The 26,945-nt window shown below is 71.3% G+C and carries 24 protein-coding genes; 5 read left to right on the top strand and 19 right to left on the bottom strand.

Going from position 1 to position 26,945, the window contains the following annotated elements; genetic code table 11:
* Positions 1-65 precede the first annotated feature (65 nt).
* The 4 genes from LZ017_RS10900 to LZ017_RS10885 form a co-directional block, all read right to left on the bottom strand.
* On the bottom strand, positions 66-1,025 hold the full coding sequence (locus LZ017_RS10900; RefSeq protein ID WP_241396939.1) for a sterol desaturase family protein: 960 nt from the start codon (positions 1,023-1,025) through the stop codon (positions 66-68).
* A gap of 16 nt (positions 1,026-1,041) precedes the next feature.
* Positions 1,042-1,827 carry a polysaccharide deacetylase family protein gene (locus tag LZ017_RS10895; protein ID WP_374109911.1) on the bottom strand — a complete coding sequence of 262 codons (786 nt, stop codon included), beginning with the start codon at positions 1,825-1,827 and terminating at the stop codon, positions 1,042-1,044.
* An 11-nt stretch (positions 1,828-1,838) separates the two neighbouring features.
* The gene (locus LZ017_RS10890) at positions 1,839-2,864 is read right to left on the bottom strand and encodes a YncE family protein (RefSeq protein WP_241396845.1); all 1,026 of its coding nucleotides are present in this window, start codon (positions 2,862-2,864) and stop codon (positions 1,839-1,841) included.
* 133 nt (positions 2,865-2,997) lie between these two features.
* The gene (locus LZ017_RS10885) at positions 2,998-3,813 is read right to left on the bottom strand and encodes a TIGR00266 family protein (RefSeq protein WP_241396844.1); all 816 of its coding nucleotides are present in this window, start codon (positions 3,811-3,813) and stop codon (positions 2,998-3,000) included.
* A 136-nt stretch (positions 3,814-3,949) separates the two neighbouring features.
* Between LZ017_RS10885 and LZ017_RS10880 the strand changes: the two genes are divergently transcribed.
* Positions 3,950-4,750 (top strand): IclR family transcriptional regulator C-terminal domain-containing protein, encoded by an 801-nt coding sequence (locus tag LZ017_RS10880; RefSeq protein ID WP_241396843.1) that lies wholly within the window; start codon positions 3,950-3,952, stop codon positions 4,748-4,750.
* Positions 4,751-4,809: 59 nt separating this feature from the next.
* Here the strand turns inward: LZ017_RS10880 and LZ017_RS10875 are convergent, their stop codons facing one another.
* Positions 4,810-5,421: a hypothetical protein gene (locus LZ017_RS10875; RefSeq protein WP_241396842.1), complete on the bottom strand. Its 612-nt coding sequence runs from the start codon at positions 5,419-5,421 to the stop codon at positions 4,810-4,812.
* A gap of 381 nt (positions 5,422-5,802) precedes the next feature.
* Between LZ017_RS10875 and LZ017_RS10870 the strand changes: the two genes are divergently transcribed.
* Positions 5,803-6,216: a GreA/GreB family elongation factor gene (locus tag LZ017_RS10870; RefSeq protein ID WP_241396841.1), complete on the top strand. Its 414-nt coding sequence runs from the start codon at positions 5,803-5,805 to the stop codon at positions 6,214-6,216.
* Positions 6,217-6,230: 14 nt separating this feature from the next.
* Here LZ017_RS10870 and LZ017_RS10865 read toward each other — a convergent pair whose 3' ends face one another.
* The 4 genes from LZ017_RS10865 to phaC form a co-directional block, all read right to left on the bottom strand.
* The gene (locus LZ017_RS10865) at positions 6,231-6,842 is read right to left on the bottom strand and encodes an ATP-binding cassette domain-containing protein (RefSeq protein ID WP_241396840.1); all 612 of its coding nucleotides are present in this window, start codon (positions 6,840-6,842) and stop codon (positions 6,231-6,233) included.
* The gene (gene phbB / locus LZ017_RS10860) at positions 6,839-7,576 is read right to left on the bottom strand and encodes an acetoacetyl-CoA reductase (RefSeq protein WP_241396839.1); all 738 of its coding nucleotides are present in this window, start codon (positions 7,574-7,576) and stop codon (positions 6,839-6,841) included. The genes LZ017_RS10865 and phbB overlap by 4 nt, the downstream gene beginning before the upstream one ends.
* 220 nt (positions 7,577-7,796) lie before the next feature.
* A complete protein-coding gene (locus tag LZ017_RS10855; protein ID WP_241396838.1) occupies positions 7,797-8,984 on the bottom strand; it encodes an acetyl-CoA C-acetyltransferase in 1,188 nt (395 codons plus the stop codon).
* 30 nt (positions 8,985-9,014) lie between these two features.
* A complete protein-coding gene (phaC, locus tag LZ017_RS10850; RefSeq protein WP_374109909.1) occupies positions 9,015-10,742 on the bottom strand; it encodes a class I poly(R)-hydroxyalkanoic acid synthase in 1,728 nt (575 codons plus the stop codon).
* 152 nt (positions 10,743-10,894) lie between these two features.
* On the opposite strand from phaC, the gene LZ017_RS10845 reads away from it, so the two are divergent.
* Positions 10,895-11,170 (top strand): hypothetical protein, encoded by a 276-nt coding sequence (locus LZ017_RS10845; protein ID WP_241396837.1) that lies wholly within the window; start codon positions 10,895-10,897, stop codon positions 11,168-11,170.
* On the opposite strand, the gene pgeF is transcribed toward LZ017_RS10845, so the two are convergent.
* Both pgeF and maiA read right to left on the bottom strand, forming a co-directional pair.
* Positions 11,099-11,809 carry a peptidoglycan editing factor PgeF gene (pgeF, locus tag LZ017_RS10840; protein ID WP_241396836.1) on the bottom strand — a complete coding sequence of 237 codons (711 nt, stop codon included), beginning with the start codon at positions 11,807-11,809 and terminating at the stop codon, positions 11,099-11,101. The genes LZ017_RS10845 and pgeF overlap by 72 nt on opposite strands.
* Positions 11,810-11,903: 94 nt before the next feature.
* Entirely contained in the window at positions 11,904-12,542 is a 639-nt protein-coding gene (gene maiA / locus LZ017_RS10835) for a maleylacetoacetate isomerase (protein WP_241396835.1), read from the bottom strand.
* A 67-nt stretch (positions 12,543-12,609) separates the two neighbouring features.
* Here maiA and LZ017_RS10830 point away from each other — a divergent pair, with 67 nt between their 5' ends.
* Positions 12,610-13,158: an NUDIX hydrolase gene (locus LZ017_RS10830; RefSeq protein ID WP_241396834.1), complete on the top strand. Its 549-nt coding sequence runs from the start codon at positions 12,610-12,612 to the stop codon at positions 13,156-13,158.
* Between the two features lie 32 nt (positions 13,159-13,190).
* Here LZ017_RS10830 and LZ017_RS10825 read toward each other — a convergent pair whose 3' ends face one another.
* Together LZ017_RS10825 and LZ017_RS10820 are read right to left on the bottom strand one after the other, a co-directional pair.
* On the bottom strand, positions 13,191-15,113 hold the full coding sequence (locus LZ017_RS10825; protein WP_241396833.1) for a LapD/MoxY N-terminal periplasmic domain-containing protein: 1,923 nt from the start codon (positions 15,111-15,113) through the stop codon (positions 13,191-13,193).
* Between the two features lie 49 nt (positions 15,114-15,162).
* Positions 15,163-15,816 carry a transglutaminase-like cysteine peptidase gene (locus tag LZ017_RS10820; protein WP_241396832.1) on the bottom strand — a complete coding sequence of 218 codons (654 nt, stop codon included), beginning with the start codon at positions 15,814-15,816 and terminating at the stop codon, positions 15,163-15,165.
* Between the two features lie 180 nt (positions 15,817-15,996).
* Between LZ017_RS10820 and LZ017_RS10815 the strand changes: the two genes are divergently transcribed.
* Complete coding sequence (locus tag LZ017_RS10815) at positions 15,997-16,863, top strand: HDOD domain-containing protein (RefSeq protein ID WP_241396831.1); 867 nt, start codon at positions 15,997-15,999, stop codon at positions 16,861-16,863.
* A 14-nt stretch (positions 16,864-16,877) separates the two neighbouring features.
* On the opposite strand, the gene LZ017_RS10810 is transcribed toward LZ017_RS10815, so the two are convergent.
* The 6 genes from LZ017_RS10810 to aceF all read right to left on the bottom strand — a co-directional run bounded on the left by LZ017_RS10810 (position 16,878) and on the right by aceF (position 26,930).
* The gene (locus tag LZ017_RS10810; protein WP_241396830.1) at positions 16,878-18,965 is read right to left on the bottom strand and encodes a TonB-dependent siderophore receptor; all 2,088 of its coding nucleotides are present in this window, start codon (positions 18,963-18,965) and stop codon (positions 16,878-16,880) included.
* A 142-nt stretch (positions 18,966-19,107) separates the two neighbouring features.
* Positions 19,108-20,958: a M56 family metallopeptidase gene (locus LZ017_RS10805; RefSeq protein WP_241396829.1), complete on the bottom strand. Its 1,851-nt coding sequence runs from the start codon at positions 20,956-20,958 to the stop codon at positions 19,108-19,110.
* Positions 20,955-21,356: a BlaI/MecI/CopY family transcriptional regulator gene (locus tag LZ017_RS10800; RefSeq protein ID WP_241396828.1), complete on the bottom strand. Its 402-nt coding sequence runs from the start codon at positions 21,354-21,356 to the stop codon at positions 20,955-20,957. The genes LZ017_RS10805 and LZ017_RS10800 overlap by 4 nt, the downstream gene beginning before the upstream one ends.
* 72 nt (positions 21,357-21,428) lie before the next feature.
* A complete protein-coding gene (locus LZ017_RS10795; RefSeq protein WP_241396827.1) occupies positions 21,429-23,258 on the bottom strand; it encodes a DUF4189 domain-containing protein in 1,830 nt (609 codons plus the stop codon).
* Positions 23,259-23,408: 150 nt separating this feature from the next.
* Positions 23,409-25,229 carry a dihydrolipoyl dehydrogenase gene (gene lpdA / locus LZ017_RS10790; RefSeq protein WP_241396826.1) on the bottom strand — a complete coding sequence of 607 codons (1,821 nt, stop codon included), beginning with the start codon at positions 25,227-25,229 and terminating at the stop codon, positions 23,409-23,411.
* 12 nt (positions 25,230-25,241) lie between these two features.
* Positions 25,242-26,930: a dihydrolipoyllysine-residue acetyltransferase gene (gene aceF, locus LZ017_RS10785; RefSeq protein ID WP_241396825.1), complete on the bottom strand. Its 1,689-nt coding sequence runs from the start codon at positions 26,928-26,930 to the stop codon at positions 25,242-25,244.
* Positions 26,931-26,945 lie beyond the last annotated feature (15 nt).

Genomic DNA, 26,945 nt, shown 5'->3' with positions numbered 1-26,945 from the left:
GATCCTCCTAGCCGCGCAGCATAAGTCACGGAAGCCTCGCGGATCGACGCGGGGACGACCGCCCCCTACTTCGCCAGCAGCCGCCGCAGCCCCAGCCATTGCTGGGCCCAGAAGCCGCGCCCGTAGTCGCGCCCGCCCTCTTCCGGCAGCTGGTCGCGCACGCCGGTGGGGTCGTAGCGGTCCGCGAAGCTGGCGGTGCCGAACAGCACATCCCAGACCGGGAAGAGCACCGCGAAGTTATGCCCGCCCAGCGTGCCGCGGCCGGAGGTTTCGTGGCCCACGCCGATCGAATGGTGCAGGCGGTGGAAGCGCGGGCTCACCAGCAGCCGCTCGCCGAAGCGTCCGAAGGACAGACGCACATTGGCATGCTGCAGGTTCTCCATCAGCTGAGACAGCGCGACCAGCGCGACGAACTGACCCGGCCCGACACCGATCAGCCGCGCCACCAGCGCGAACACGGCGTCGATCAGCAGGTCGTCCAGCAGATGGTTGCGGCTGTCCGTCCACATGGTCATCTGGCGCTGGCTATGGTGCAGCGAGTGCAGCGCCCACCACCAGTTGAACTGGTGCTGCGCGCGGTGCAGCCAGTACATCAGGAAGTCGAAGGCGAGCAGATAGAGCAGGAAACTGACCCAAGGCAGGTCGCTGACACCGGGCCAGACGGCATCCAGCTGCAGGCTGGGCAGGCCCCACAGGCGCAGCTGGCCGCTGATCGCGTCGGCCAGCGGGTCGACGCTAAAGAACATCACCAGCCGGAACAGGCCCAGGCGCTGGATCAGCGTGTAGATCACGTCCACGCGCACCGCCTGGCGGTCCTGCACCGCCTCCACCGGGCGCCAGCGCTGCAGCGCACCGATCAGCACGGCGATCACCGCGATCTGCAGCAGCCCCACCAACAGCCAGCCGGTGGCGTCGTAGGCATCCTCCAGCAGATTGCCCCAGCCCAGCCCGAAGACCAGGGGCTGCACCACCGATTCGAACAAGGCCTGCTGGGCCTGGCCGAACAGATCGGTGAACCACTCCATCATCATTCCTCTTTGCTCAGCGCCGGCTCATCCAGCCGGCGTAGTCGGGATGCTCGCGCAGCGGCGCGAAGCAGAAGCCGCGCTCCTTGAGCCCCTGCATCAACGGCACCAGCACTTCGGGCGCCCAGGCTTGCTGGCGCGACCAGATGCCCAGATGGGCCATCAGGATATCGCCGGACCGGATGTTGCGCAGCGCCTGCGCCAGCAGCGCCGGGTTGGAATAGCGCTCGCTGGGCAGCTCGTCGCCGAGGAATCCGGCCGGACTCCAGCCCACATGCTTGAAGCCGCAGGCCTGGGCGGCCGCCAGCAGCGCCGGCGAGGTGCGCCCCGCCGGCGCGCGGAAGATGGGCGCCATGGGCTGGCCGGTCATCTCCTGGAAGCGGCGCGCGGGCTTGCGCAGCTCCTCGCAGTAGGCCTCGGGCGTCAGCGTGACGAATTGCGGTGCCTGGACGCCCGCGGCGCGTTTGAAGCGCAGGCGGCCATCGGGCAGGTCGGCCACCCAGGTGTCGTGGAACCAGGTGTGCGAGCCGAAGTCGTGCCCCTCGGCGGCGCGCGCCTTCCACCAGGGCGCCCAGTGATCGTCCAGCGTCTGGCCGCCGTCCAGCGTGGGTTCCTGGGCGAGGAAGAAGGTGGCGCGGGCGTCGAACTGCTTCAGCGTTTGAGCGACCAGCGGCGCCACGCCCATGTGGCCGGTGTCAAAGCTCAGATAGACCGGCTTGTCGCAGCGCGGCTGGGCCGGCGCGAGCGCTGCGGCGGCGCCCAGCGCCACCGGCAGCAGGACCGCGCGCGCGGCCCGGAACATCCGCGTCAGACTCACTGGCGCGACACGTGGTCCAGGGTCCAGACGCCGTGCGGCGACTTGCCCACCTTGACCTGCTGCAGCACCTTCTTGGTCTGCAGGTCCATCATGGTCAGCTTGCGCGCCCAGCGCGAGGTGTAGATCAGCGTGCGGCCGTCGGGCAGGATCTCCATGTCGTCGGGACCGCCGGGGGCGCGGAACTCGTCCACCACCGCCAGCGCCTGGAAGTCGATCTTGCTGATGGTGTTGGCGGCGCGGTTGGAGACCAGCACATGGCGCTTGTCGCCCCAGGCGCGGAAGGAATGGGCGCCATCGCCGGTGGGCAGGCGCTTGACCAGGCGCGGCTGGGCCAGGCCGCCGACTTCGTAGACCTCGACCATCTTGTCGCCGGTCAGCGCGACCAGCAGGTGCTTGTCGTCAGGCGTCAGATAGATGTCGGCCGGCATCTGCCCCACCGGCACCTTCCAGCGCACCGCCTGGGTGGCCAGGTCCACGGCGAGCAGTTCGTTGCTGTCCTGCAGGCTCACGTAGACCACGGAGCTGCGCGTGTCGATCGCCAGATGGCTGGGCGTCTTGGGCGCGGAGATGCGCTTGACCAGCTTCAGCGGCTGCTCCGCATTGGTGGGCTGCCACAGATAGAGGTCCACATGGTCCAGCCGGTTGCCGGCGGTGACGAACCACTTCATATCTGGCGAGAAGCGCAGATGGTAGGGGTCGACGATGCCGCGCAGCGTGCGCTGCACCTCGGCCGTGACCGGATCGATGAAGGTCAGCGAATCGCCCAGCGCGTTCGCGACGATCATGGACTTGTTGTCCGGCGTCAGGTAGAGGTGGTGGGGCTCCTTGCCCGTCGGTATGCGCTTGACCTGCTGGAAGCTGACCGGGTCGATCACGCTGACATCCGCATCGAGCGAATTGAGCACAAAGATCGGACGTTGGGCGGGCGGCGCGGCCTGGGCCGACCAGGCACTCAAGCCCAAGAGCAGGCCCGCGATCCAGGCTGCGGCAATACGGGGACGGCCGCCGGACCGGCTGTTCATGCAAGACATGGGGAACAACTTTCTCGAAAACCGGCGCCGGCCCGGAAGGAATGCGGCCGGCGCGGTAACGAGAGTGTAGACGCCGGCCCTGCCACCACCGGGAGGCGGGCCATGACCGGCGTCAATGGCGGTCTTATTCGTCGTCGCCGCCCAACACGCCGCCGAGCAGGCCACCGGCCGCGAAGCCCCCCAGCAGCGAGCCCTCCTCGCGTCCGCCGCCGCCGGTCTGCGGCGCCGCGGCGAAGATGCGCGAGGCCAGTCGCGAGAACGGCAGGCTCTGCAGCCAGACCTCGCCCGGGCCGGTCAGCTTGGCCAGGAACAAGCCCTCGCCCCCGAACAGCGCGGTCTTGATCTTGCCGACGTACTGGATCTCAAAGTTCACGCTGGGCGTGTAGGCGACCACGCAGCCGGTGTCCACCAGCACGGTCTGCCCCGGCTGCAGCGTGCGGCGCACCACGGTGCCGCCGGCGTGCACGAAGGCCAGGCCATCGCCTTCGAGCTTCTGCATGATGAAACCCTCGCCGCCGAAGAAGCCGGTGCTGAGCTTTTGCTGGATCGCGATGCCCAGCGAAACGCCGCGCGCCGCGCACAGGAAGGCGTCCTTCTGGCAGATCAGCGTGCCGCCGAGCTTGCCCAGGTCCATGGGCAGGATCTTGCCCGGATAGGGCGCCGCGAAGGCCACGCGCTGCTTGCCGGCGGCATTGTTGGTGTAGATGGTCGTGAACAGCGATTCGCCGGTGACCAGGCGCTTGCCGGCGCCCAGCAGCTTGCCGAAGAAGCCGCCCTGCTGCTTGGAGCCATCGCCGAACACCGTGTCCATCGCGATGCCGGCGTCCATGAACATCATGCTGCCGGCCTCGCCGATCGCGGCCTCGCCTGGGTCGAGCTCGACCTCGACGAACTGCATTTCGGCGCCCTTGATTTCGTAGTCCACCACGTCCATGGCCATGTTCAGAATCTCCAATGGGAACAATGGGGCGGCATGTTAGCGCCCCGCGATGAGGAACCGAGACAGTGATTTGAGAGAGTTTCTCTCAAGGAAACGCCAGGCCGCCCGCGCGTGCGCGCTGCCTATACTGCGGCGCATGAGTGTCCGCCCCGCCGCCGACGCCGAGGACCTGAAGCCCGGCGACCACTATGTGCAGTCCTTCGCCCGTGGCCTGGCGGTGATACGTGCCTTCAATGCCCAGGCGCCGCGCCAGACCCTCACCGAGGTGGCCAAGCACTGCGGCCTCACGCGCGCCGGAGCGCGGCGCATCCTGCTGACCCTGCAGACCCTGGGCTATGTGCGTGCCGATGGCCGGCTGTTCTCGCTCACGCCCAAGATCCTGGACCTGGGCTTTGCCTACCTGTCCTCGCAGCCGCTGTGGCAGTTCGCCGAACCCCTGATGCAGCAGCTGGCCTCGGAGCTGAAGGAGTCCTGCTCCGCCGCCGTGCTGGAAGGCGAGGACATCGTCTATGTGCTGCGCGTCCCGGCGCGCAAGATCATGAGCATCAACCTGGGCGTGGGCAGCCGGCTGCCCGCCTGGTGCACCTCCATGGGCCGCGTGCTGCTCGCGGGCCTGCCGCCCGAGGCGCTGGACCTGCACCTGGCCCAGGTGCACTACGAGCCGCTCACCGCGCGCACCGTGCGCGACGAGGCCCAGCTGCGCGAGCGCATCGCGCAGGCGCGCGAACAGGGCTGGTGCCTGGTGGACCAGGAACTCGAAGAAGGCCTGGTCTCGCTGGCCACGCCCATCACCGGCCGCGACGGCCAGGTGATCGCGGCGCTGAACGTCGGCGCCCAGGTCACGCGCACGCCGCCCGATCAGCTGCTGCAGCTGGCGCTGCCGCGACTGCTGGACGCCGCCCAGAGCATCTCGCGCCTGCTGCAGATCAAGGGCTGAGCCCTCCCCGTACAACGCGCATGGCCGCGCCCGGGGCGCGCTGGCCCCGAGTCCGGCGTTCAGGACGGCTGCTGCACGGCGCTGGCCGCCTGCGCGGGCGCCGACACGCGCGGCGCCGCGGGCGGCTCGCAGCCGGCGGCCTGGCCCAGGCCCTTCAGGTAGGCGCGCCGCACCGTGCCGGCGGCGATCGCGCCGTTCACCTCTCGGGCGTAGCGCTCCGCGCCGGTCAGCTTGCGCACCCAGCCGCGGAAGGGCACGACACCCTCGGTGGTGTTGCGCACCGCGCTGACGGCCGCGCTGCCGGCCGCATCGGTGCCGCGCTCCAGCAGGCTGGGCTGGCCGGCCGACGGCGGCACGTCCAGGTCCGCGCCCAGCACCGCATCCAGCGCCTTCACCTGGGCCAGCAGAGCCGCGCAGCTGCGGTCCGCGGGCAGTTCGTAAGGCCCTTTCTGCGCGGCCTTCAGCACCGGCGGGATCTCGGCACGGACGATGTTGAGGTCGCCCAGTGGCGCCGTCACCGCCTGGGCGACCTGCGCCCCGGTCTGCTCACCACGCGACGGGGCCGCCGCCGCATCGCCCGACTTGCCGCCGCTCGAGGCGCACGCCCCCAGCATCAGCGGAACGGCCAGCGCGCATGCACGCAGGGGAAAGGACCAGGCGGAACCGGACATGAAGACTCCCTTTGCAAATGACGGTCTCGTGACAAGGCGCCGAGCATAGCGCCGCCGGCCGTGGCTTCGGCGCTTGCTGTGCGCGGCTTGCCCGGCGCGCCGGGCTGGCCGATACTGCGGCCACGGCTTTGACCCCAGCCATCGTGTCCATCCACCCCGCCTTGCCCTCGTCCGCCTCCGCCGCCTGCAGCCTGCCGCTGCGAGGCGCGCGCGCACTGGCCTGGCGCTTCGTGTGGAGCGCGGCCCCGCTGCGCACGCCGGCCGCACATTCCTGAGCCCGGCGATCCCCAGCACCTCTTGTTGCGCAACTCCTCATCGCCGGGCCCCCACTCCGCGCGATGACCCTGGCGCTCCGCGCGAGCGCCGCACAGGAGGATGCCCATGCATCACCGCAAGGACCCCGTTCCGCCGCAGGAACGCGTGCTGAGCACGCTGGATTTCGCCCGCCTCAAGAAACTGGGCCAGGGCCGCATGCCCGCCGCGCTGCGCGAGCTGCTGGACGACTACGACCTCTACGAACCGCAGGAGATGCCCGCCGACGTCGTCACCATGCATTCGCGCGTCGTGCTGGCGCATGAGGACAGCGGCCAGCGCCAGCAGCTGACCCTGTGCTACCCCGACCAGACCGCGCCGGCCGCCGGCCAGGTCTCGGTGCTGTCGCCGCTGGGCGCGGGCCTGCTGGGCCGGCGTGTCGGTGAACTGGCCTGCTGGACCCTGCCCGGCGGAGAGCAGCGCGAAGCGCGCATCGCCGAGCTGGCCTTCCAGCCCGAGGCCCAGGGGCTGTACACGCTGTAGCCCCGCGCGGGCGTTCAGTCGCCCAGGTCCAGATGCAGCGCGAAATCCCGCGGGTCCAGGCCCGCGGGCCTCACATAGTCGGCCAGCACCCAGACCTGATCGCGGCTCGCGCAGGCCTCGCGCAACAGCTCGACCAGCACCGCGCGCGACCGGCCGTCCAGCGCCGCGAAGGGCGTGTCCAGCAGCACCAGGCCGGCGCCGCTGGCCGCCGCGGCGAGCAGGCCCAGCTTGCGCCGGCTGCCGGCCGACAGCATGTGCATCTGCTTGTCCAGATGCTCCTGCAGCGCGAAGGCCTGGACCAGCGCGTCCGCGCTGGGCGTCGACCAGCGCGGCTGCCGCTCGCGGCATTGCGCCAGCCAGTCACGTGCGCGCTGCGCGTCGTGCTGCGGCGACTCGGGCTGGACGTAGAGGGGCTGCAGCGGCACATGGCGCCGCAGCACGCCCGCGTCGGGCGGCTGCTCGCCGGCCAGCACGCTCAGCAGCGTGGTCTTGCCGCGCCCCTCGCCGCCCAGCACCAGGCTGAGCCCGGGCACCAGCTCGAAGTCCAGGTCACGGAACAGCGGCGTCCCGCCCCGGGAGGCCGCGAGTCCCTGCGCCGACAGCCAGGGCGAAGCGGTGGCGCTCACCCCATGTGCAGGCCGCCGTTGCAGCTGAAGTCTGCGCCGGTCGTGAAGCCGCTGTCGTCGCCGGCCAGCCAGGCGACGATGGAGCCGATCTCCTCGGGCGTGCCGAGCCGGCGCACCGGGATGGTGGAAACGATCTTTTCGAGGATCTCGGGCTTGATCGACCGCACCATGTCGGTCCCGATGTAGCCGGGACTCACGGTGTTGACCGTCACGCCCTTGCTGGCCAGCTCCTGCGCCAGCGCCATCGTGAAGCCATGCATGCCGGCCTTGGCGGCCGAGTAGTTGGTCTGCCCGGCCTGGCCCTTCTCGCCGTTCACCGAGCTGATCTGGATGATGCGGCCCCAGCCCTTCTCCACCATGCCCGGCACCACCTGTTTGGTGACGTTGAACATGCTGTTCAGGTTGGTATCGATCACCGCCTTCCAGTCGTCCGGCGTCATCTTCAGGAACATGCGGTCGCGCGTGATGCCGGCGTTGTTGACCAGCACGTCGACCGCGCCGTGCTCGTCGATGGCCTTCTGAAAGGCCTGTACGGTGGAGTCCCAGTCCGCCACATTGCCCACCGAGGCGTGGAAGACATAACCCAGCGCCTTCTGCTCATCCAGCCACTTCTGGTAGTCGCGGCTGGGGCCGCAGCCGGCGATGACCTTGAACCCGTCCTTGAACAGGCGTTGGCAGATGGCGGTGCCGATGCCGCCCATACCGCCGGTGACATATGCAATTTTCTGACTCATGACTTGCCTCCAGGCCGCCGTGTCGGCGCCGCGCCTTTGCGCCACGCTGGCCTTTGATGTTGAACAGACGCGTTCGCTGAAAGTCCGGATCCGGCATCCCGCGGCGCGGGCACCGCGCGAGCCGCCCTTCGTTCTCGCAATGAGCCTCCCGCCTGCACCGGCAACGGTCAAGCGGGTTGCCCCTAGCTCCCCCTAGTCCCATGATGCACCGCGATGGGTCTCAGCGCTCCACCGTCAGCGCCACGCCCATGCCGCCGCCGATGCACAGCGAGGCGATGCCCTTCTTGGCGTCGCGCTTGATCATCTCGTGCACCAGCGTCACGAGGATGCGCGCGCCCGACGCGCCGATGGGATGGCCCAGCGCGATCGCGCCGCCATTGACGTTGACCTTGCTCGTGTCCCAGCCCATCTGCTGGTGCACCGCGCAGGCCTGGGCGGCGAAGGCCTCGTTGATCTCCAGCAGGTCCAGGTCCTGCGGCTTCCAGCCGGCGCGCTCCAGCGCGCGGCGCGAGGCCGGCACCGGCCCCATGCCCATGGTCGCCGGGTCCAGGCCCGCGCTGGCATAGGAGGCGATGCGCGCCAGCGGCGTGAGGTTCAGGCGCGCCGCGGTGGCGGCGCTCATCAGCATCAGCGCGGCGGCGCCGTCGTTGAGGCCCGAGGCATTGCCGGCGGTCACGCTGCCGGCCTTGTCGAAGGCCGGACGCAGCCCGGCCAGCGCCTCGGCCGTGCTCTTGCGGTTGATGAATTCGTCGGCATCGAAGAGCAGGGGATCGCCCTTCTTCTGCGCGATGCTGACCGGCACGATCTCGTCCTTGAAGCGGCCCGCGTCCTGCGCGGCGGCGGCCTTGCGCTGGCTCTCCAGCGCCAGCTCGTCCTGCGCGGCGCGGCTGACGCCGTACTCCTTGGCCACGTTCTCGGCCGTGATGCCCATGTGGTAGTGGTTGTAGGCGTCCCACAGGCCGTCGGTGATCATGGAGTCGATCATCTTCCAGTCGCCCATGCGCTGACCTTCGCGCGAGCCCTGCAGCACGTGCGGCGACAGGCTCATGTTCTCCTGGCCGCCGGCGATCACGATTTCGGCGTCGCCATCGCGCAGCGCCTGCGTCGCCAGCATCACCGCCTTCAGCCCGGAGCCGCAGACCTTGTTGATGGTCATCGCCGGCACGGCATTGGGCAGGCCGGCACGGATCACCGCCTGGCGCGCCGGGTTCTGGCCGCAGCCGGCCTGCAGCACCTGGCCGAGGATGACCTCGCCGACCTGCGCGCCGTCCACGCCGCTGCGGCGCAGCAGCTCGCGGAGCACGGTGGCGCCCAGTTCCGACGCGGGCGTCTTGGAAAGCGTGCCGCCAAACTTGCCGATCGCGGTGCGGGCCGCGGCGACGATCACGATGTCTTGCTTGCTGCTCATCGGGTTCTCCTTGGGATGCGGGGATTGGCCTCAGGCCTTCACTTTCACATAGCGGCCCGGCGCGGGCTCGATCGCGGGGTACTTGCGGCTCCCTGGTGTCTTGGGCGCGGCCTTGCGGGCCCCCGCCTGCGCGGCCAGCCACTGCGACCAGTCGGTCCACCAGCTGCCCGGGTGTTCCTGCGCGGCGGCCAGCCAGTCCTGGTGCTCGGCCGGCAGCGCGCTGCCCTTGGCGATCCAGTGGCTGCGCTTGCCCTTGGCGGGCGGATTGATCACGCCGGCGATATGACCCGACGCGCCCAGCACGAAGCGCTTCTTGCCCTTGAACACCTGGGTGCTGCGATAAGCGGCGTCCCAGGGCACGATGTGATCCTCGCGCGAGCCGTAGATGTAGACCGGCGCCTTGATCGCGCCCAGGTCCAGCGCCTCGCCACACACGGTCAGCGCGCCCGGCTTCTTCAGCTCGTTCTGCAGATAGGTATGGCGCAGATACCAGCAATACATGGGCCCGGGCAGATTGGTCGAGTCACCGTTCCAGTAGAGCAGGTCGAAGGCGGGCGGTGCCTCGCCTTTCAGGTAGTTGCCGACCACGTAGTTCCACACCAGGTCGTTGGGGCGCAGGAAGCTGAAGGTCGTGGCCAGCTCCTTGCCGGCCAGCAGCCCGGGGCCGCGCGGCGACTGCGCGCCCAGCGTCATCTCGCGCATGCGCACCAGGTTCTCGTCGATGAACAGGTCCAGCACGCCATTGCTGCTGAAGTCGATCAGCGTGGTCAGCAGCGTCAGGCTCTGCGCCGGCTGCTCGCCGCGCGCGGCCAGCACGCCCAGCGCGGTGGCCAGCAAGGTGCCGCCCACGCAGAAGCCCAACGTGTTGATCGTCTTCGCGCCGCTGATCTCGCGCACCACCTCGATGGCTTTGATCACCGCCTGTTCGACATAGTCGTCCCAGGTCCAGTGCTTGCAGCCCTCGTCCGGGTTGCGCCAGCTCAGCACAAAGGTGCGGTGCCCCTGCTCCACGGCGTAGCGGATCAGCGAGTTGTCCGGCTGCAGGTCCAGGATGTAGAACTTGTTGATGCAGGGCGGCACCATCAGGAAGGGCCGCTCGTACACCTGCGCGGTCAGCGGCTTGTATTCCAGCAGCTGGAAGAACTCGTTCTCGAACACCACCGAGCCCTCGGTGGTGGCGACGTTGCGGCCGACCTCGAAGGCGCTTTCGTCGGTCTGCGAGACATGGCCGCGCTGGATGTCCGCCATCAGCAGCTGCATGCCACGCGCGATGCTCTCGCCCTGGGTCTTCAGCGCCAGTTGCTGGGCCTCGGGGTTCAGCGCCAGGAAGTTGCTGGGCGCGGCGGCGTCGACGAACTGCTGCACCGCGAAGCGGATGCGCGCGCGCGTCTTCTCGTCGCCCTGCACCTGCTCGGCCATGCGCTGCAGCGTGCGCGCGTTCAGCAGATAGAGCTGCGCGGTGAAGCTGGCCAGCGGGTTGTCCGACCAGGACGCGTCGGCGAAGCGGCGGTCGCCCAGCTTGGCGGCGGCCGCGCCGGGCTCGCCCAGCGCCTGGCTCCACAGCGCGCCGGCCTGGCTGAGGTAGTCCTGCTGCAGTTCGTTCCAGCGCTCCAGCGGAATCTGCAGGCCGGCCAGCTGGCGCATCGCGTCGCCAAACTCGTGGCTCATCTGGGCGGCGTTCTGGCTGGCGCGTTCGGCCAGGTCGGCGGCCTGGGCCATCATGGCTTCGGCGGCGGCGGCAGGGTTGTGAGCAGTCATGGTTTCCTCGTCGCGTGGCGTCCCGGTCCGCAGCTTGCCACAGCCGGCGACGCCGCTGAGCGCGGCGCTTGGCCTATGCTTGGCACTTTTTATAGGGCCAAGCTTACCCGCGCGTGACATGCCCGCGCGCGGCCGCGAGGAGCCCGCCTGCCATGTATCTGGTTGCGATCGCTTGGATGTATGTGGTGCTGATGATGGCCGCGGCCGAGGCCATGAGCCCGCAGGGCACGCTGCTGGGCGCCTTTTTCACGCTGCTGCTGTACGGGCTGTTGCCGCTGTCCATCGTGCTCTACCTGATGGGCACGCCGCAGCGGCGCCGCGCGCGCCGGCGCGCCGAGCAGCAGGCGCTGCAGGATTCATCCGCGCAGCCGGATCACGGCGACCATGCGCCCGCCCGGGGGCTCGCGGCGGAACGAGAAGAACCGTGACGCCTCGCTGACCGTGCACCAGCCGCCACCGCCGACCGAGGCCAGCCCCAGCATCGACAGCCGCTGGCGCGCCAGGCCGGCCAGGTCCGCGCGCCAGCGCGCCCGCCCGGCCGCATCGGGCCGGAACGCGAACAGCGGCTGATCCTCGTGGCGCGGTGCGCACCCGAAGGCCCGCAGCACATCCTCCCCCACCTCGAAGGCCTCGGGGCCGATGCAGGCCCCCAGCCAGGCATGCACCTGCGCGGGCGCGCAGTGCGCGGCCTCGCACAGCGCGCGCAGCGTGTTCTCCAGCACGCCAGCCGCAAGGCCGCGCCAGCCGGCATGGGCCGCGCCCACGCCGCCCGGCGCCGCGAACAGCACCGGCAGGCAGTCGGCGGCCTGCACCGCGCAGCCCAGCGCCGGATCGGTGCTGACGCTGGCATCGGCGGCCGGCAGTTCGGCGCCGGGCTGGCCGTGCTCGGGCCGCAACCGCAGCACCTCGGCGCCATGCACCTGGCGCAGGAAGACCGGCGTCGCGCCCAGCGCGCTGGCCACGCGCTCGCGGTTGCTGCGCACCGCCTGGGGCTGGTCGCCGACCGCAACGCCGACATTGAGCCCGGCATACGGCCCCTCGCTGACGCCGCCGGCTCGCGTGGTCATGAAAGCGAGCACCTGCGGCGCGTCCCAGTCAGGCCGCAGCCAGTCCGGGTGCAAGTGGGATTGCAAGGCGGTCGCCGCGGGACTCATCGGCCGGTCATTCGGCATCCGGGCATTGCGAGGGCTGGGTCTTCGCGAAGGCGTCCAGCTGCATGCAGTGGTCGACGACCTTCAGCACGGTGGGCACATGGTCCAGCCGGCACTCGAAGCGGCGCGCGTTGAAAACCTGCGGCACCAGCACGCAGTCGGCCAGCGTGGGCGTGTCGCCCAGGCAGAAGCGGCCGCTGCGCCCTTCGCGCAGCAACCGTTGTTCGACGACGGACAGACCGCTTTCCACCCAGTGCTGGTACCAGCGGATCTTGTTGTCCTCGCTGACGCCCAGGTCCTTCACCAGGTAGCGCAGCACGCGCAGGTTGTTCAGCGGATGGATCTCGCAGGCGATGTCCTGCGCCAGCGCGCGCACATAGGCGCGCTCGAGCGCGCTGCCGGGCAGCAGCGGCGGCTGCGGATGGGTCTCGTCCAGGTACTCGATGATGGCCAGCGACTGGCTCACCGCGTGGTCGCCGTCCTTGAGCAGCGGCACCAGGCGCGACGCCGAGACCGCCGCATAGGATTCGTTGAACTGCTCGTTCTTCGCCAGGTGCACCGGCTTGTAGTCGTAGTCCAGCCCCTTCAGCGCCAGCGCGATGCGCACGCGATAGGAAGCGGACGAACGAAAGTAGTTGTAGAGCTCCATGATGGTGGCGGACGGCAGTGGATGGGGATGCCCGGAATGATGCCACGCAGCCCGCTACACTGACCCCATGTTCCAGACCCGGCGCTACCAGTACTGCCCCAGCTGCGGCGGCCAGATCGTCTACCGCGTGCCCGCCGATGACAACCGCGAGCGGGCCACCTGCACCGTCTGCGGCGCCATCCACTACGAGAACCCACTCAACGTGGTCGGCACGCTGCCCGTCTGGGAAGACCAGGTGCTGCTGTGCAAGCGCGCGATCGAGCCGCGCTATGGCAAGTGGACCCTGCCGGCCGGCTTCATGGAGCTGGGCGAGACCACCGCCGAGGGCGCGGCCCGCGAGACCGCCGAGGAGGCCGGTGCCCGCATCGAGCTGCAGGACCTGTACTGCGTGCTCAACGTGGTGCGCGTCGGCCAGGTCCATTTGTTCTATCGCGCCCGGCTGCTCTCGCCGCAGTTCGATCCCGGCCCCGAATCGCTGGAAGCGCGGCTGTTCCGCGAAGACGAGGTGCCCTGGGACGAGATTTCCTTCCGCACCGTGCGCGAGGCGCTGCAGCGCTTCTTCGCCGACCGTCGCGCCGGCCAGGGCTATCCGCTGCACTGCGCGGACATCGCCTAGGCGCGACCGTCCTCTCTGGTCGGCGGCCGGCCTCAGCCGCCGTGGCGGCGCGTCGCCCAGGGGCCGGTGACGCCGTCGACGCCGCACTCCCATAGCGCGCGCGCATCTTCTTCCGCGTCGATCCCCTCGGCATGCACCTTCAGCGCCAGGCTGCGCAGCATCGCGACCAGGCCGCGCACGAAGGCGGCGCGCTGCGCGTCGCCGGCCACGCCGCGCACCACGGCGCCGTCCAGCTTCACATAGTCCAGCCCGGCCTCGTACAGGCGCTCCACCTGCGCCAGGTCCGGCCCCGCATGCTCCAGGCCCAGCTGCACGCCCAGCGGGCGCAGCAGCCGCCCCAAGCCCTGCAGCGCGTCGAAGTGCTGGTGCGCCGCGGGCTCGGCCGCCTCCAGCCCTAGCCCGCGCGCCGCCGCCGGATGGGCCAGCACCAGCTCGCGGGCACGCACCGCGAAGCTGGTCTCGGCCAGCGAGGCCGTCGCGATGTTGACGCAGCGCGGTCGACCATCGGCCGCGCAGGCGGCCAGGGCCAGCGCGATCGCGTTCAGGTCGGCCTCGGCGCTGAGCCGGTGGCGCAGCGCCAGCGGCAGCCAGCGCGCCGCCGGCTCCATCGGACCTTCGGGCAGCAGCCGCATCTGCAGCGGGCATTCCAGGTGCAGCAGCCGGCCGTCCCGGTCGATGAGCGGGAACTCGGCCAGCCGGCTGTGTCCGCTCTCCAGCGCATCGACGATCTGCTGGCGCCAGGCGCGTTCGCCGCCGGCCAGCGCGCGTTCCTCGTCGCCCTGCACCAGGTCGACCACCACCGCGCCCTGCCCCTGCTCGGCGCGCGCCAGCGCCGCGTCGGCCAGGCTCAGCAGCTCGCCCAGCGAACGCCCGCGCGGCAGCTCCACCGCCGCGATGGCCACCTGCAGCCCCGCGTCCAGCGCCGCCAGCGCCGGGCGCAGGTGCCGGGCGAGCGCATCGGTGGTTTCGCCGGCCACGCCGGCAGCGGGCAGCCACAGCGCGAAGTCCGCACCATTGAGGCGGCCGGCCAGGCAGCCGCGCGCGCGCTCGGCATAGACCTGCAGCGCGTCGGCCACTTCGCGCAGCGCGCGGTCCACCAGCTCATGGCCCAGGCGCTGGTTCAGCGCGCCGGGATCCTGCAGACGCAGCAGCACCAGCGTCGCGCGCTCCGGGCCGTCATCGCGCTCGCGCGCCGACTGCAGCTCGGCCATGAACTGGCGCCGGTGCGACAGCCCGGTCAGCGGATCGCACAGCAGCTGCTGGTGCAGCTGGCGCAGCTGGGCCGACTGGCCTTCGAACATCTGCTGCACCCGTGCCACCATCGCATTCATCGCGCGGCCCAGGCGGCGCAGCTCGGGCACGCGCGATTCAGGCCGTGTCTCGAAGCGCCCCTGCATCAAGGCATCGGCCTGCGCCACCGCCGCCGCCAGCGGCTTGCGCAGCTGGCGCAGCACGGCCGCCGCCAGCAGCCCCGCCGCCAGCCCGACCAGGCCCAGCCACAGCGCCAGCTCGCAGAGGCCGCGCCACAGCGCGTCCTGTGCATAGCCGGTCTGGCTGAGCACCTCGATCTCGCCGGCGGCCCGCCAGCCGTCGGAGACCTTGGCCAGGCCCGGCGCCACCGCCATGGGCACCAGGCGGGCGAACCAGGCCGGCGCCTGCTGCGGCCGCGCCGGCGATTCGCGTTCGAAGGCCACCTGGCCCGCGGCATCGCGCCAGCGCAGGCTCTGGTAGCCGCCGCCGTCGAACTGGGCCTGCACCAGCAAGGCCATCAGCGCGGCATCGCCGCCCTGCTGCGACATGGCCAGCGCCAGCGCGTTGGCGTTGTCGTTGTTCTTCAGTTGCAGCTGGGTCTGCAGCAGCGAGCGCATGGACAGCGTGGACACCAGCACGCCGCCGCTCACGGCCAGCAGCACCGCCGCGAGCACCAGGCTCAAGACTTGACGCATCAAAGACATGGTCGCGATTCTCCGCCGGCCGGACCGGTCGGCCTCCGTTCGTCATCCATCAAAAGCCCTCCGCGCGGACCTTGGCCAGCAGCTCGCGCCACTGCACCAGCCGCCGCATCGGGTCGCCCGCCGAGGTGCTGCCCACGCCCTGCCAGAGGCCCTCGGTGTTGAAGCTGAAGACCGGCTGCAGGTCGCCGCGCTGCGAGGCGGGCTTGATTTCCGGGTCCAGGTTGTCCAGCACCAGCGGCTCGGCCTGCGGCTCGGCATAGTAGGCCAGCACCATGTGGGCCTGCGGCCGCCCCTGGAACATCGCGCGCACATAGACCATGCGCAGCCGGGCCTCGGGCACGCCCATGGCCAGCAGGGTGAAGTACTTGGCGATCGCGTAGTCCTCGCAATCGCCCTGGCCCTTGTCCAGCGCCTCCAGCGGGCTGGCCCAGTAGTCGACGCGGCCCCAGACCTGCATGTCGTCCATGAAGGCGATGCGCTGGTTGAAGAAGGCGTTGGCCGCCTTCAGGCGGGCCTCGTCGGCCGCGCCGCTGTGGCGCTCCACCAGTTGCACCAGCGCGCGCGCCTGGGTCAGCACCCGCGGCGACATGCGCCCGGCCGACTCCAGCACCCGCTCGGCCTGCCAGGCGGGCGCCAGCGTGACCTGCAGCGTCAGCGCACAGGCCAGGAAACAGCGCAACGATCGCGAAGACAGGCTGCGCATGGGCAGTCGGGGCGGCAGTGAACCGGACGGACCCCCACTGTACAGGCGGCGGCCGGTCCACCCGGGGCACGGCGCGTCTCGGCCGCCGCACGAAGCCGCGGAGGCGGCAATATGCCGCAGGCCCCGGGGAGGGTCGGAGGCCATAATCGGCCCTGCCGCAGCAGGCAGGCGGCCCACTCCATGAAGACCTCATCCGTACGGCAAGAACTCGAACACGCCCGCGACCGCGGCCCGCTGCGCCAGATCCAGATCCCGCCCTGCCCCGAGCTGCTGCAGCAGCTGCGCGCCGTGATGGCGACGGCAGAGCCCGATCTGAACCAGGTGGCGCGCATCGCCGAAGCCGATGTGGCGATGTCCGCCACGCTGCTGCGCCTGGCCAACAGCCCGCTGCACCTGCCGGTGGGCAGCCTGCCCTGCACCAGCGTGGGCGTGGCCATGACCCGCATCGGCCTGGAGGAAAGCGCGCAGACCATGGCGAACTTCCTGCTGCGCCATGCCATCCCGGTCAAGAGCACCCAGCTGATGCGCTTCTGGGAACGCTCCACCAAGCGCGCGATCGCGATGCGCTTCATCGCCAGCCAGTTGCCCGGCATGTCGCCCGACCTGGCGTACAGCCACGGCCTGTTCTGCCATGTCGGCATGCCAGTGCTGCTGCAGAGCGTGCGCGGCTACGGCGCCACCATGGTGGAGGCCGCCGCGCGCATCGACCGCCCCTACATCGCGACCGAGAACGCCAACCACCGCACCGACCATGCGGTCGTCGGCGCGCTGGTGGTCAAGGTCTGGAACCTCGCGCCGCAGCTGATGGCCGCGATCCGGCTGCACCACGATTTCGAGGCGCTGCGTGACGAGACGGTGGAACCCGAGATCCGCACGCTGATCGCCGCCGGGCTGGTCGCCGAACACCTGATGCGCCGCCACGAAGGCCTGGACGAGGACGCCGACTGGGCGCACAACCATGGTGCGGCGCTGGCCTGGCTGCATCTGGACGGCGACGAGCTGGCGCAGTGGGACGAGGCCTTGCGCCCGCTGCTGGACCAGGCCTGAGCCCGGTCCGCGGCTCAGAGCGAGCCCTGCAGCCCCACGCGCAGCGTCGGCGCCGCGCGGCCGCGCGATTCGCCCCGGTAGTGCTGCCCGTCCAGCCAGGCTTCGTGCCCCTGCAGGGGCGCGCGCTGAAGCAGGCCGTCCAGGTTCAGCAGCAGCGCCCAGCCCGGGCGCAGCGGCCGCTGCAGCGCCAGGTCCAGCTTCTGTTCGCCGCGGCTGTACTCGCGCTCGCCGGGCGCGTTGGCGGTCCAGCCGCCCGGGCTCCAGGCATAGCTGAGCCGCCATGAGCCGCCCTCGCCCCAGGCGCCCTCCAGCCCCAGCTGAGCGCTGAGCGGCCGGAACTCGCTCAGGCGCAGCCCGCGCCAGTCCTCGCCCCGCAGGTGCGACCAGCTGCGCGTGGCCTGCAGATCCAGGCTCAAGCCCTGGCGCAGCGGCCAGCGCAATTCAAGCTCCAGCCCACCCACCCAGGCCAGCGGCGCGTTCACCGGCATGCGCACCCAGCGCGGCGCGCCCAGATGGCCGGCCTGGCGCCGCGTCAGCGAGACCATGGGCTGCTCCACGCGCCGCGCGAAGCCGCCCAGGCTCAGCCGTTGGCCGGCGCCGAGCCGGGGCTGGAACTGCAGGTCCAGCGCCCAGGCCCGCTCCGGCGCGAGCGCCGGGTTGCCCAGTTGGTCGGGGTCCAGCGCGCTGTTGTTGGTGGTGGCGAACGGACGCGGCTGCAACTGGGCCAGCGTGGGCGCGCGGAAGCTGCGCGACAGCCCGCCGCGCCAGCTGCCCAGCGGCGTGAGCCAACGCCACTGCAGCGAGGGCAGCGCGAAGCGCAGGCGCTGGTGCCGGTCCTCGCTGTCCAGCGCCAGCGTCTCCTGGCGCCAGCCCAGGGTCAGGTGTTGCGTGGGCGACAGCGTCCACTCGTCCTGCAGATGCCAGGCCAGGCGGCGTTGCCCGGCCTGCAGCGTCAGCAGGCTCGCCGCCTGCCCGGACAACCACTGGTCGCGCGATTCGGTTCGCCGCTGCGTCAGCCAGGACAGCCCGGCGCTGAGGCTGTGCGAATCGTCGGGCTCCCAGCCCAGCGTCGCCGAGGCCTGTGCGCCGCGTTCGTGCAGCCGGCCCAGGGTCAGGTCGTCCAGCCCGGAGCCCTGGTCGCTGAAGTCGGAGCGCTGCAGCAGCCCCTGCACGCCCGCCGCGCCCTGCAGCTGCCAGCCCGGCGCCGGGTTCCAGCGCCCCTCCAGCTCGCTGCGCCAGGCCTGGCGCCGGTGCGCGTAGCGCTCCTCGTGGCGGGGATACGCGGGCGGCTCGCCCCAGGCGGTGTCCAGCGCATGGTCCACGCGGCGGCGCAGCTCAACCTGCTCCAGCCGGTTCTGCCAGCCCAAGGCCAGACCGCCTTCGCCGCTCCATCCGAGCTGCGGCGCCAGCGTCAGCTGGCGGCTGCGGAAGTGGTGCTGCATCTCGCTGCGCTGCAGCGAGGTCGGCGTCTCGGCCAGGTCCTCGAAGCGCGGGGCAGCCTCGCGCTGCTGCGCCCCCAGCACCAGATCGCCGCTCCAGCCCGCGCCCAACGAACCGCCGCGCTGCAACTGCGCGCGGGCGCTGGGCTGGCCGGACTGCAGGCCCAGACCGGCCTGCAGCCGGCGCACCGCCTGACGCGCGGCCGGCTTGAGCACGATGTTGATGCTACCGGCCAGCGCCTCGCCGCTGAGGCTGGCGCCGGCGCTGTGCAGGATCTCCACCCGCGCCACCTGCTCCGGCGCGATCTCGTCCAGGCTGAAGCCCGGCGCCACGCGGCGACCGTTGACCAGCAACTGGGTGCGGCCCGCCCCCATGCCGCGCAGGCTGGGCAGTTCGGGCTGGCCCGGGCGGGAAGGCGCCATGCGGACGCCGGGCAGGCGGCGCAGCGCATCGGCCAGGCGCTCGTCGCGCATGCGCAGCAGTTCGGCGGCGCCGACGACGCGGCCGACCGCGCCCTCGCCCGGCGCCAGGGACAGCGGCTGGGCCTCGCCCTGGACCTGCACGCGGTCCAGGCGCTCGGGCGCGGGTGGCGCGGCCGGCTGGGCGGCCGCCGGTGAGAGCAGGAGAAGACTGCCGGGAAGCAGCGCGAACAAGGCCATCATCAACAACACTCCGTGCGGCCATGCAGCGGCGCACCGGCCCATCCAGGGCCGGCGTGCCGGCAGGCATCGGTTCAGGAAAAGAGGGAGAAGAAACGAAACAAGGAAGGCGCGGCGGCGCGACCGGCCGCCGTCCTTCGGAGGATCAGCCGCGCAGCGCGTCTTGGATGCGCTGCAGGTCCTCCAGGCGCTGATGCAGCTCGGGCGTGCCCAGCAGCACCACGTTGAGCCGCCGTCCCGCGGCGCGCATCTGCACCGCCAGGCAGCCGCCGGCGGCCGAGGTGTAGCCGGTCTTGGACAGGCGGATGTCCCAGTCCGGCGCGCCCAGCAGCGGATTGGTGTTGGCGAACACGCGCTCGCGGCCGTCGATCAGCACGCGCGCCTGGGCCGCGCCCGCCGCCTCGCGGACCTGCGGCTGCTGGGCGGCGAGCTCCAGCAGCCGCGCGACGTCGGCGGCGCTGGCGCGGCTGTTCTGCGGGCCGCCGGTGGGATGGGCCAGCTGGGTCTGGCGCAGGCCCAGACGCTGCGTCTGCGCCACCATGGCACGCTCGAAGGCCTCGCGGCCGCCCGGATAGTGGCGTGCCAGCAGCAGCGCGGCGCGGTTGTCGGAGGCAACCAGCATCAGCTGTAGCGCCGCCTCGCGGCTCAGGCGCTGCCCGGGCCACAGGCCGGCGCTGCTGTGGGCGGCCTCGCGCAGCTCCTCGCGGCCCACGCGCAACTCCTGCGTCAAGTCCTGCCCCGCCTGCAGCACGACCAGCGCCGTCATCAGCTTGCTGATCGAGCCCACCGGCGCCAAGGTCTGCGCATCGCGCGCCAGCAGCACCTCGCCGCTGTCGGCGTCCTGCACCAGCACGCGGGGAGCGGCCAGTTCGACCTGCGACAGGGCCTGCCTCCAGGCGGGCTCGGCCGCCGCGCCTTCGACACCGGACGGAGCCACCGCCGCCGCTTGCGCCGGCGCGGCGACCGCGCGCATGCCGGGCAGCAGCGGCGCCGCCAGCAACGCCATCAGCAACGCCAGCAGGCCCAGCGACGATGCCAGCTGCAGGCCGCCACGGCGCGCCTGGGGTGGCTGGATCAAAGCCTTGACGCGCTGCAACAGCTCGCCGTCCCGCGGCGCCGCGGCGGCCAGGGCCAGCACCGGTGCCGCCTCGGTCTCGGCCAAGGACTGCAGGGCCAGCGCAAGCTGGCGTGGCGAGGCCAGGCATTGCGCCGCAATCGCGTCGGCCACCAGCTCGCGCTCCACGCGCAGGCGGCGCGACAACCACCAGATCGCCGGATGGAAGAACAGCAAGGCCTCGACCACGCGCTGCAGCAGCTGGGCCAGGTAGTCCCAGCGCCGCACATGGGCCAGTTCATGGGCCAGCAGCGCTTCCAGCAGCGCGACCGGCATGCCACTGAGCAGCGCCGCCGGCATCAACACCACCGGACGCCAGCCGCCCACGGTGAAGGGGCTGTGCCCTTGCTGGCCCTCGGGCAGCAGGGCCAGCACGACCGGGCGGCGCAGGCCCATCGCGGCGGCCAGCCGGTCCAGCCGCGCCTGCCACGCGGGCGGCGCGGGCCGCGCGGCGCGGCGCCAGCGCGCCACGCACAGCAACCCGGCCACCAGGCGCAGCGCCATCAGCACCACGCCGCCGGCCCAGGCGGCCACCAGCCAGAAACGCCAGACCGGCGCCACGGGCAGCGGCTCGGTCTCGTCACCGACCGCGTCGGCGCGCAGCGGCAAGGCCGCCTGCGGCGCTGCGGGGATCTCCAGATGCGCCACCGCGGCAGCCGGCAGGGCCAGCCCTTCCGTCGCCGACCAGCGCGCGCCCAGCTGCAGCGCCGCGAGCAGCAGGCTCAGCAGCAGCGCCGCCGTGCACAGCGCATAGCGCAGCTGCGCGCTGCGCCGGTGCAGCACGCGCAGCAGCAGCGCGGCCAGCAGGCCCAGCAGCCCCAGCTGCCAGGACAGGTGCAGCAGGGTCTCGCTGAGCGGCTTCACCAGCTCGGCGGCGCTCATGAACGGCGCTCCCCGCCCGGCTCGTCGTCCGCGCCGCTCAGGTAGCGGGCGATCTCCTCGCGCTCCTTCTTGCTGACCTGGGTGCGCAGCGCGGTCATCACCAAGGCCTTGCCGGAGCCAGCGAAGAGCTTGGCGACCACGTCCTTGAGCAGCTGGTTCTGCAGCTTGTCCTGGGCATGGGCGGCCGCGTACACATGCGGGCGCTGGCCCTCGTCGCGCGTCAGCAGGCCCTTGGCATGCATCAGCTGCAGCTGGCGCAGCACATTGGCCTCGCTGATGTCGGGCCGCTCCTCGCGCAGCGCCTCATGCGCCTGGCGCGCCGAGACCGGGCCGGTGCGCCAGAGCACCTGCAGCAGGTCCAGCTCGGCGGCGGTGGGTTTGGGCAGAGGTGTCGTCATGCATTCAGAATATCTTTTCTAGAAAAAATTGTCTAGAACTTCTTTTCTGAATCCTGGCGCCCGGCCGCCGCGCTACTGCAGGGCCAGCCAGCGCTTGAAGTCGGCCAGGAACTCGGCCTCGCCGAGGCCGAAGCTCTGCTCAAAGGCCTGGGCCGCGCTCTGCCCTTTCTGCCCGGCGAGCCGGTAGTAGGCCACCCAGGCTGGCAGGAAGCGCTCGCCGCACAAGGCCTGCAGGTACAGGCTCATCAGCCCGGCCATCTGGTAGGGGCCGCGGCGCTCCTTCATCAGCCGGGTCCAGTCCGCGGGGCGCGCCGTGGCCACCTCGTCCGGCGTCAGGCCGCTGCGGTTGCCCTGGCGCCACCAGTCCAGGTTGCGCTCGCGCCAGTTGCGCAGAGCCTCGGCGGGCGTGTCTTCGATGCGCACCCGCGCCGCGAGCCGGTAGGCCATCAGGTCGGCCGTGCCCTCGCGCAGCCACACCGGCGGGCGGAAGCCGGCGTGGTTGTGGTCCAGCTGCTTCTGCAGCTCGTGCGTCAGCTCGTGCAGCGTGGTCTTGACCGCCATCTCATAGGCGGCGGCGCGTGTCTGGCGCGGCGTGAATTTCAGCGCGATCTGGCCGCGGCTGTTGGACAGGCCGCCGCTGACCTCGCCCTGCAGCTCCGCGCGCTCGGCATTCAGGCCCATGTCCTGCTGCAGGATCTGCTCGTAGTCCTCAACACCGGCGCCGACATAGACGCGCGCATCGCGCTGCAGCCGTGCCTGCAGCACGTCCTGGACCAGGTGGTCGAACTGCGCGCCGGCCTGGCGCACCACGCCCAGCCATTCGCGCTCGACGCGGGTGGCGAATTCGTCCTGGACATGGCCGCCCATCTGCACCATCACGCGGGCCCGATCGGGGTGCGGCAGCACCTCGTCGTCCAGCGCGAACAGGCGGCAGCCCTGGCCGCCGCGCTGCTGGCATTCCTGCAGCGCGCGGTCGATGGCGCGCGGGCTGCGCTCGCCCACGCCCCAGCGGCCGTCCGGCGCGAAGACCAGCGCGCGCGGCCGCTCCGCGGCCTTGAAGCGCTGCAGCGCCTCGCGCTGGCTCTCCGACAGCTCGCCCTCGGGCAGCGCGTCCAGGCGCAGGCCCGCGGCCACGGACCGGGCGGGCGCCGGCGCGGCGAGCAGGCGGGGTTCCAGCTCGGCCATCAGCGCCGCCTCGCGCAGGCCGAACTGGCGCGCGAAGAGTTCGTCGCGCGCGGCGTCGGCGCTGGCCAGGCCCTGCAGATAGGCCTTCATGCGCGGATGGAAGTCGGCGCCCAGGCGCGCGCGCAGCAGGTCCACCGCCTCGCGCCCCGAGCGCAGCGCCAGGCGCGCGCGCTGCTGGGCCTGCAGCTGGCGTTCCACCGCGCGCGCGTCCCGCCCTGGCGAGCGGGTCAGCGGCGGCTCGGCCTCGCCGTCCGGCAGCGCGGGCAGCGCCAGCGCGGCAACGGCTTCGCGCGCCAACGCGTCGGCCAGCGCCCAGACCAGCCAGTCGGGTTCGCCGGACTGGCCGGCCAGCGCTTGCAGCACCGCCAGCGCCTGCTGGCGCAACGGCCGCAGCAGCGCGCGCTCGCGCAGTTCGGACTCGGCCAGACCGGCCTCCAGCAAAACCGGCGTGCCCGCCTCGGGCGGCAGGCTGGCCCTGGGCGCGGTCTGCAGAGTCAGCGCGGGCAGGGCCAAGCCGGCGAGCGGGCCATAGTGCCGCTGCAGCAGCTCGCCCAACGCCTGCTGCGCGGCGTCGGCGCGCGGCGCCCAGTCGCGCGCCACGCGTTGCGACCAACCGTCCTCGCCACCGGCCACCCGGGTCGCCGCCTCGACGGGGGCAGGAAGCAACAGCGGAGACAGCAGGCAGGCGATCGCGGTGAGGCGCAGCAAGACAGACATGGCGTCAACGGAGGCAGTTTTGGATTGGCGCGCATTGTGGCGAGATCCGCCGCGCCCTCCAATCCGCTGCGGGCAAAGAAAGGCAAAGACGAAAAAAAACCGCGGGCCGGCCGCGGGTTTTTCAAAACGGAGCGTCAGCCGCTCGGTGACTCAGCGCCGCGCTGGCGGCACGTCGGTGCAGCTGCCATGCGCCACCTCCGCGGCCATGCCGATGCTCTCGCCCAGCGTGGGGTGCGGATGGATGGTCTTGCCGATGTCCACCGCGTCGGCGCCCATCTCGATGGCCAGCGCGATCTCGCCGATCATGTCGCCGGCATGCGTGCCGACGATGCCGCCACCGAGGATGCGGCCATGGCCGTGCGCCTCGGGGCTGTCGTCGAACAGCAGCTTGGTGAAGCCCTCGTCGCGGCCATTGGCGATCGCGCGGCCGGAGGCCGTCCACGGGAACAGGCCCTTCTTGACCTTGATCCCCTGCGCCTTGGCCTGGTCCTCGGTGAGGCCCACCCAGGCCACCTCGGGGTCGGTGTAGGCCACGCTGGGGATCACGCGGGCGTTGAAGGCGGCCGCGGCCAGCTCCTTGTTGCCCTGCAGCTCGCCGGCGATGACCTCGGCGGCCACATGGCCCTCGTGCACCGCCTTGTGCGCCAGCATGGGCTGGCCGACGATGTCGCCGATGGCGAAGATGTGCGGCACGTTGGTGCGCATCTGGATGTCCACCGGGATGAAGCCGCGCTCGCCAACGGCGACGCCGGCCTTGTCGGCGGCGATCTTCTTGCCATTGGGCGTGCGGCCCACGGCCTGCAGCACCAGGTCGTAGGTGCCTTCGCTCTTCGTGCCGTCCAAGCCCTCGAACTGCACCCGGATGCCCTCCGGCGTGGCCTGCGCGCCGACGGTCTTGGTCTTCAACAGGATGTTGTCGAAGCGGCCCTTGTTCATCTTCTCCCAGACCTTGACCAGGTCGCGGTCCGCGCCCTGCATCAGGCCGTCCATCATCTCGACCACGTCCAGCCGCGCGCCCAGCGTGCTGTACACGGTGCCCATCTCCAGGCCGATGATGCCGCCGCCGACGATGAGCATTTTCTTGGGCACGCCCTGCAGCGCCAGCGCGCCGGTGGAGTCGACCACGCGCGGGTCGTCGGGCATGAAGGGCAGGCGCACCGCCTGCGAGCCGGCGGCGATGATGCAGGTCTTGAAGGCCACGACCTTCTTCGTACCGGTCTTCTCTTGCCCGGTGCCGGTGGTCTCCTCGACCTCGACATGGTGGGGGCCGACAAACGCGCCATAGCCGCGCACGGTGGTGACCTTGCGCATCTTGGCCATGGCCGCAAGGCCGCCGGTCAGCTTGCCGATGACCTTTTCCTTGTGCGCGCGCAGCTTGTCCACGTTGACGACGGGCTGGCCGAACTCGACGCCCAGGTCGCCCAGGTGGCTGACCTCGTCCATCACCGCCGCCACGTGCAGCAGGGCCTTGGACGGAATGCAGCCCACGTTCAGACAGACGCCGCCCAGGGTGGCGTAGCGCTCGACGACGACGACCTTGAGGCCAAGGTCCGCCGCGCGGAACGCGGCCGAATAGCCGCCCGGGCCGCCGCCCAGCACCAGCACGTCGCAGTCGATGTCGGCGCTGCCGCCGAAGCTGGCCGCGGTGGACGCCGCCACGGGTGCGGACGCAGCTGGCGCCGGTGCCGGCGCCGCGGGCGCCGGGGCGGGGGTCGACGCGGCGGCACCGGCGTCGGAGGCCTCCAGCGCGAGGATCACGCTGCCCTCGTTCACCTTGTCGCCCAGCTGGACCTTGATCTCCTTGACCACGCCCGCGTGCGAGCTGGGGATCTCCATCGAGGCCTTGTCGCTCTCGACCGTGATCAGGCTCTGCTCCGCGCGCACGGTGTCGCCCGGCTTGACCAGCACCTCGATGATGGCCACGTCCTTGAAGTCTCCGATGTCCGGGACCTTCACTTCAACCAATGCCATGTCCGGCCTCCGTCAGAGCGCGATGCGGCGGAAGTCCGCCAGCAGGGACGCGAAGTACACGTTGAAGCGGGCCGCGGCCGCGCCGTCGATCACGCGGTGATCCCAGCTCAGCGACAGCGGCAGCATCAGGCGCGGCTGGAACTGCTTGCCGTCCCACTTGGGCTCGATCTGGCTCTTGCACACGCCCATGATCGCAACCTCGGGGGCGTTGATGATGGGGGTGAAGTAGCGGCCACCGATGCCGCCCAGGCTGGAGATGGAGAAGCAGCCACCCTGCATCTCGGCCGGCGAGAGCTTGCCATCGCGGGCCTTCTTGGCCAGCTCGCTCATCTCCTGGCTGATCTGGAAGATGCCCTTCTTGTCGGCATCGCGGATCACCGGCACGACCAGCCCGTTGGGCGTGTCGGCGGCGAAGCCGATGTGGAAGTAGTTCTTCAGCACCAGCTGGGCCTGGTCGCCCTGCCCGTCCAGCGAGGCGTTGAACTCGGGGAACTTCTTCAGCGCGGCGACCGCGGCCTTGATCATGAAGGCCAGCATCGTGACCTTGATGCCGGACTTCTCGTTCTCCTTGTTCAGCTGGACGCGGAAGGCTTCCAGCTCGGTGATGTCGGCGTCGTCGTGGTTGGTCACATGCGGGATGACCACCCAGTTGCGATGCAGGTTGGCGCCGCTGATCTTCTTGATGCGGCCCATCTCCTTGCGCTCGACTGGGCCGAACTTCTCGAAGTCCACCTTGGGCCAGGGCAGCAGGCCGGGGAAGGCACCGCCCGCGGACGCGGCGGCGGGCGCGGCGGCCTTTTGCGCGACGGTCTGCACCGAGCCGGCCATGACCTGCTTGACGAAGCCCTGCACGTCCTCGGCCGTGATGCGGCCCTTGGGCCCGGAGCCCTTGACCTCGGCCAGCGGCACGCCCAGTTCGCGCGCGAACTTGCGCACGCTGGGGCTGGCATGGGGCAGCCGGCCGCTGGGGGCGACCGTGGGGTTGTGCGCCGCGACGACGGCCGGCGCCGGCACCGCCACGCTGGCCGCCGCGGGCGCCTGGGCGGCAGCAGCCACGGCCGGCGCGGCGGCCGGGGTCGGCGCAGGCGCGGGCGCGGATGCACCACCCTGGGTTTCGATCAGCGCGAGCTTGCTGCCCTTGCTGACCTTGTCGCCCAGCTGCACGAAGAGCTGCTTGAGCACGCCGGCATGGCTGCTGGGGATCTCCATCGAGGCCTTGTCGCTCTCGACGGTGATCAGGCTCTGCTCCACCTGCACGGTGGCGCCGGGCTGCACGAGCAGCTCGATCACGGCCACCTCGCTGAAATCGCCGATGTCGGGCACCAGCACCTCGACCAGGCCGCCGGCGCTGGCGGGCACCGCCGCAGGGGCCGGCGCCGGCGCCGGGGCCGGTGCGGGTGCGGGTGCGGGTGCGGCGGCCGGAGCCGCTGCGGCCGCCGGCGCGGGGACCGCCGCGGCAGCGCCTTCAGCCTCCACCAGGACCAGCAGCGAACCCTCGCTGACCTTGTCGCCCAACTGGACTTTCACTTCCTTGACCACGCCGGCATGCGAGGACGGGATCTCCATCGACGCCTTGTCCGACTCCACGGTCACCAGGCTTTGCTCGACCTTGATCGTGTCGCCCGGCTTGACCAGCACCTCGATCACCGCGACCTCGCTGAAGTCGCCGATGTCCGGAACCTTGACTTCCACCAATGCCATGTCTTGTCTCCGTCG

This window comes from Pelomonas sp. CA6 (assembly GCF_022549225.1).
Lineage (GTDB): Bacteria > Pseudomonadota > Gammaproteobacteria > Burkholderiales > Burkholderiaceae_C > Roseateles.
Note: the sequence above shows the minus strand (reverse complement) of the source record. Positions and strands in the feature narration are given on the sequence as shown.

Bases quoted from the DNA above. Each gene is read 5' to 3' on its own strand.
- LZ017_RS10900 (WP_241396939.1), bottom strand. From the start codon at position 1,025: ATGGAGTGGTTCACCGATCTGTTCGGCCAGGCCCAGCAGGCCTTGTTC.
- LZ017_RS10895 (WP_374109911.1), bottom strand. From the start codon at position 1,827: ATGTTCCGGGCCGCGCGCGCGGTCCTGCTGCCGGTGGCGCTGGGCGCC.
- LZ017_RS10890 (WP_241396845.1), bottom strand. From the start codon at position 2,864: ATGAACAGCCGGTCCGGCGGCCGTCCCCGTATTGCCGCAGCCTGGATC.
- LZ017_RS10885 (WP_241396844.1), bottom strand. From the start codon at position 3,813: ATGGCCATGGACGTGGTGGACTACGAAATCAAGGGCGCCGAAATGCAG.
- LZ017_RS10880 (WP_241396843.1), top strand. From the start codon at position 3,950: ATGAGTGTCCGCCCCGCCGCCGACGCCGAGGACCTGAAGCCCGGCGAC.
- LZ017_RS10875 (WP_241396842.1), bottom strand. From the start codon at position 5,421: ATGTCCGGTTCCGCCTGGTCCTTTCCCCTGCGTGCATGCGCGCTGGCC.
- LZ017_RS10870 (WP_241396841.1), top strand. From the start codon at position 5,803: ATGCATCACCGCAAGGACCCCGTTCCGCCGCAGGAACGCGTGCTGAGC.
- phbB (WP_241396839.1), bottom strand. From the start codon at position 7,576: ATGAGTCAGAAAATTGCATATGTCACCGGCGGTATGGGCGGCATCGGC.
- LZ017_RS10855 (WP_241396838.1), bottom strand. From the start codon at position 8,984: ATGAGCAGCAAGCAAGACATCGTGATCGTCGCCGCGGCCCGCACCGCG.
- phaC (WP_374109909.1), bottom strand. From the start codon at position 10,742: ATGACTGCTCACAACCCTGCCGCCGCCGCCGAAGCCATGATGGCCCAG.
- LZ017_RS10845 (WP_241396837.1), top strand. From the start codon at position 10,895: ATGTATCTGGTTGCGATCGCTTGGATGTATGTGGTGCTGATGATGGCC.
- pgeF (WP_241396836.1), bottom strand. From the start codon at position 11,809: ATGACCACGCGAGCCGGCGGCGTCAGCGAGGGGCCGTATGCCGGGCTC.
- maiA (WP_241396835.1), bottom strand. From the start codon at position 12,542: ATGGAGCTCTACAACTACTTTCGTTCGTCCGCTTCCTATCGCGTGCGC.
- LZ017_RS10830 (WP_241396834.1), top strand. From the start codon at position 12,610: ATGTTCCAGACCCGGCGCTACCAGTACTGCCCCAGCTGCGGCGGCCAG.
- LZ017_RS10825 (WP_241396833.1), bottom strand. From the start codon at position 15,113: ATGTCTTTGATGCGTCAAGTCTTGAGCCTGGTGCTCGCGGCGGTGCTG.
- LZ017_RS10820 (WP_241396832.1), bottom strand. From the start codon at position 15,816: ATGCGCAGCCTGTCTTCGCGATCGTTGCGCTGTTTCCTGGCCTGTGCG.
- LZ017_RS10815 (WP_241396831.1), top strand. From the start codon at position 15,997: ATGAAGACCTCATCCGTACGGCAAGAACTCGAACACGCCCGCGACCGC.
- LZ017_RS10810 (WP_241396830.1), bottom strand. From the start codon at position 18,965: ATGATGGCCTTGTTCGCGCTGCTTCCCGGCAGTCTTCTCCTGCTCTCA.
- LZ017_RS10805 (WP_241396829.1), bottom strand. From the start codon at position 20,958: ATGAGCGCCGCCGAGCTGGTGAAGCCGCTCAGCGAGACCCTGCTGCAC.
- LZ017_RS10800 (WP_241396828.1), bottom strand. From the start codon at position 21,356: ATGACGACACCTCTGCCCAAACCCACCGCCGCCGAGCTGGACCTGCTG.
- LZ017_RS10795 (WP_241396827.1), bottom strand. From the start codon at position 23,258: ATGTCTGTCTTGCTGCGCCTCACCGCGATCGCCTGCCTGCTGTCTCCG.
- lpdA (WP_241396826.1), bottom strand. From the start codon at position 25,229: ATGGCATTGGTTGAAGTGAAGGTCCCGGACATCGGAGACTTCAAGGAC.
- aceF (WP_241396825.1), bottom strand. From the start codon at position 26,930: ATGGCATTGGTGGAAGTCAAGGTTCCGGACATCGGCGACTTCAGCGAG.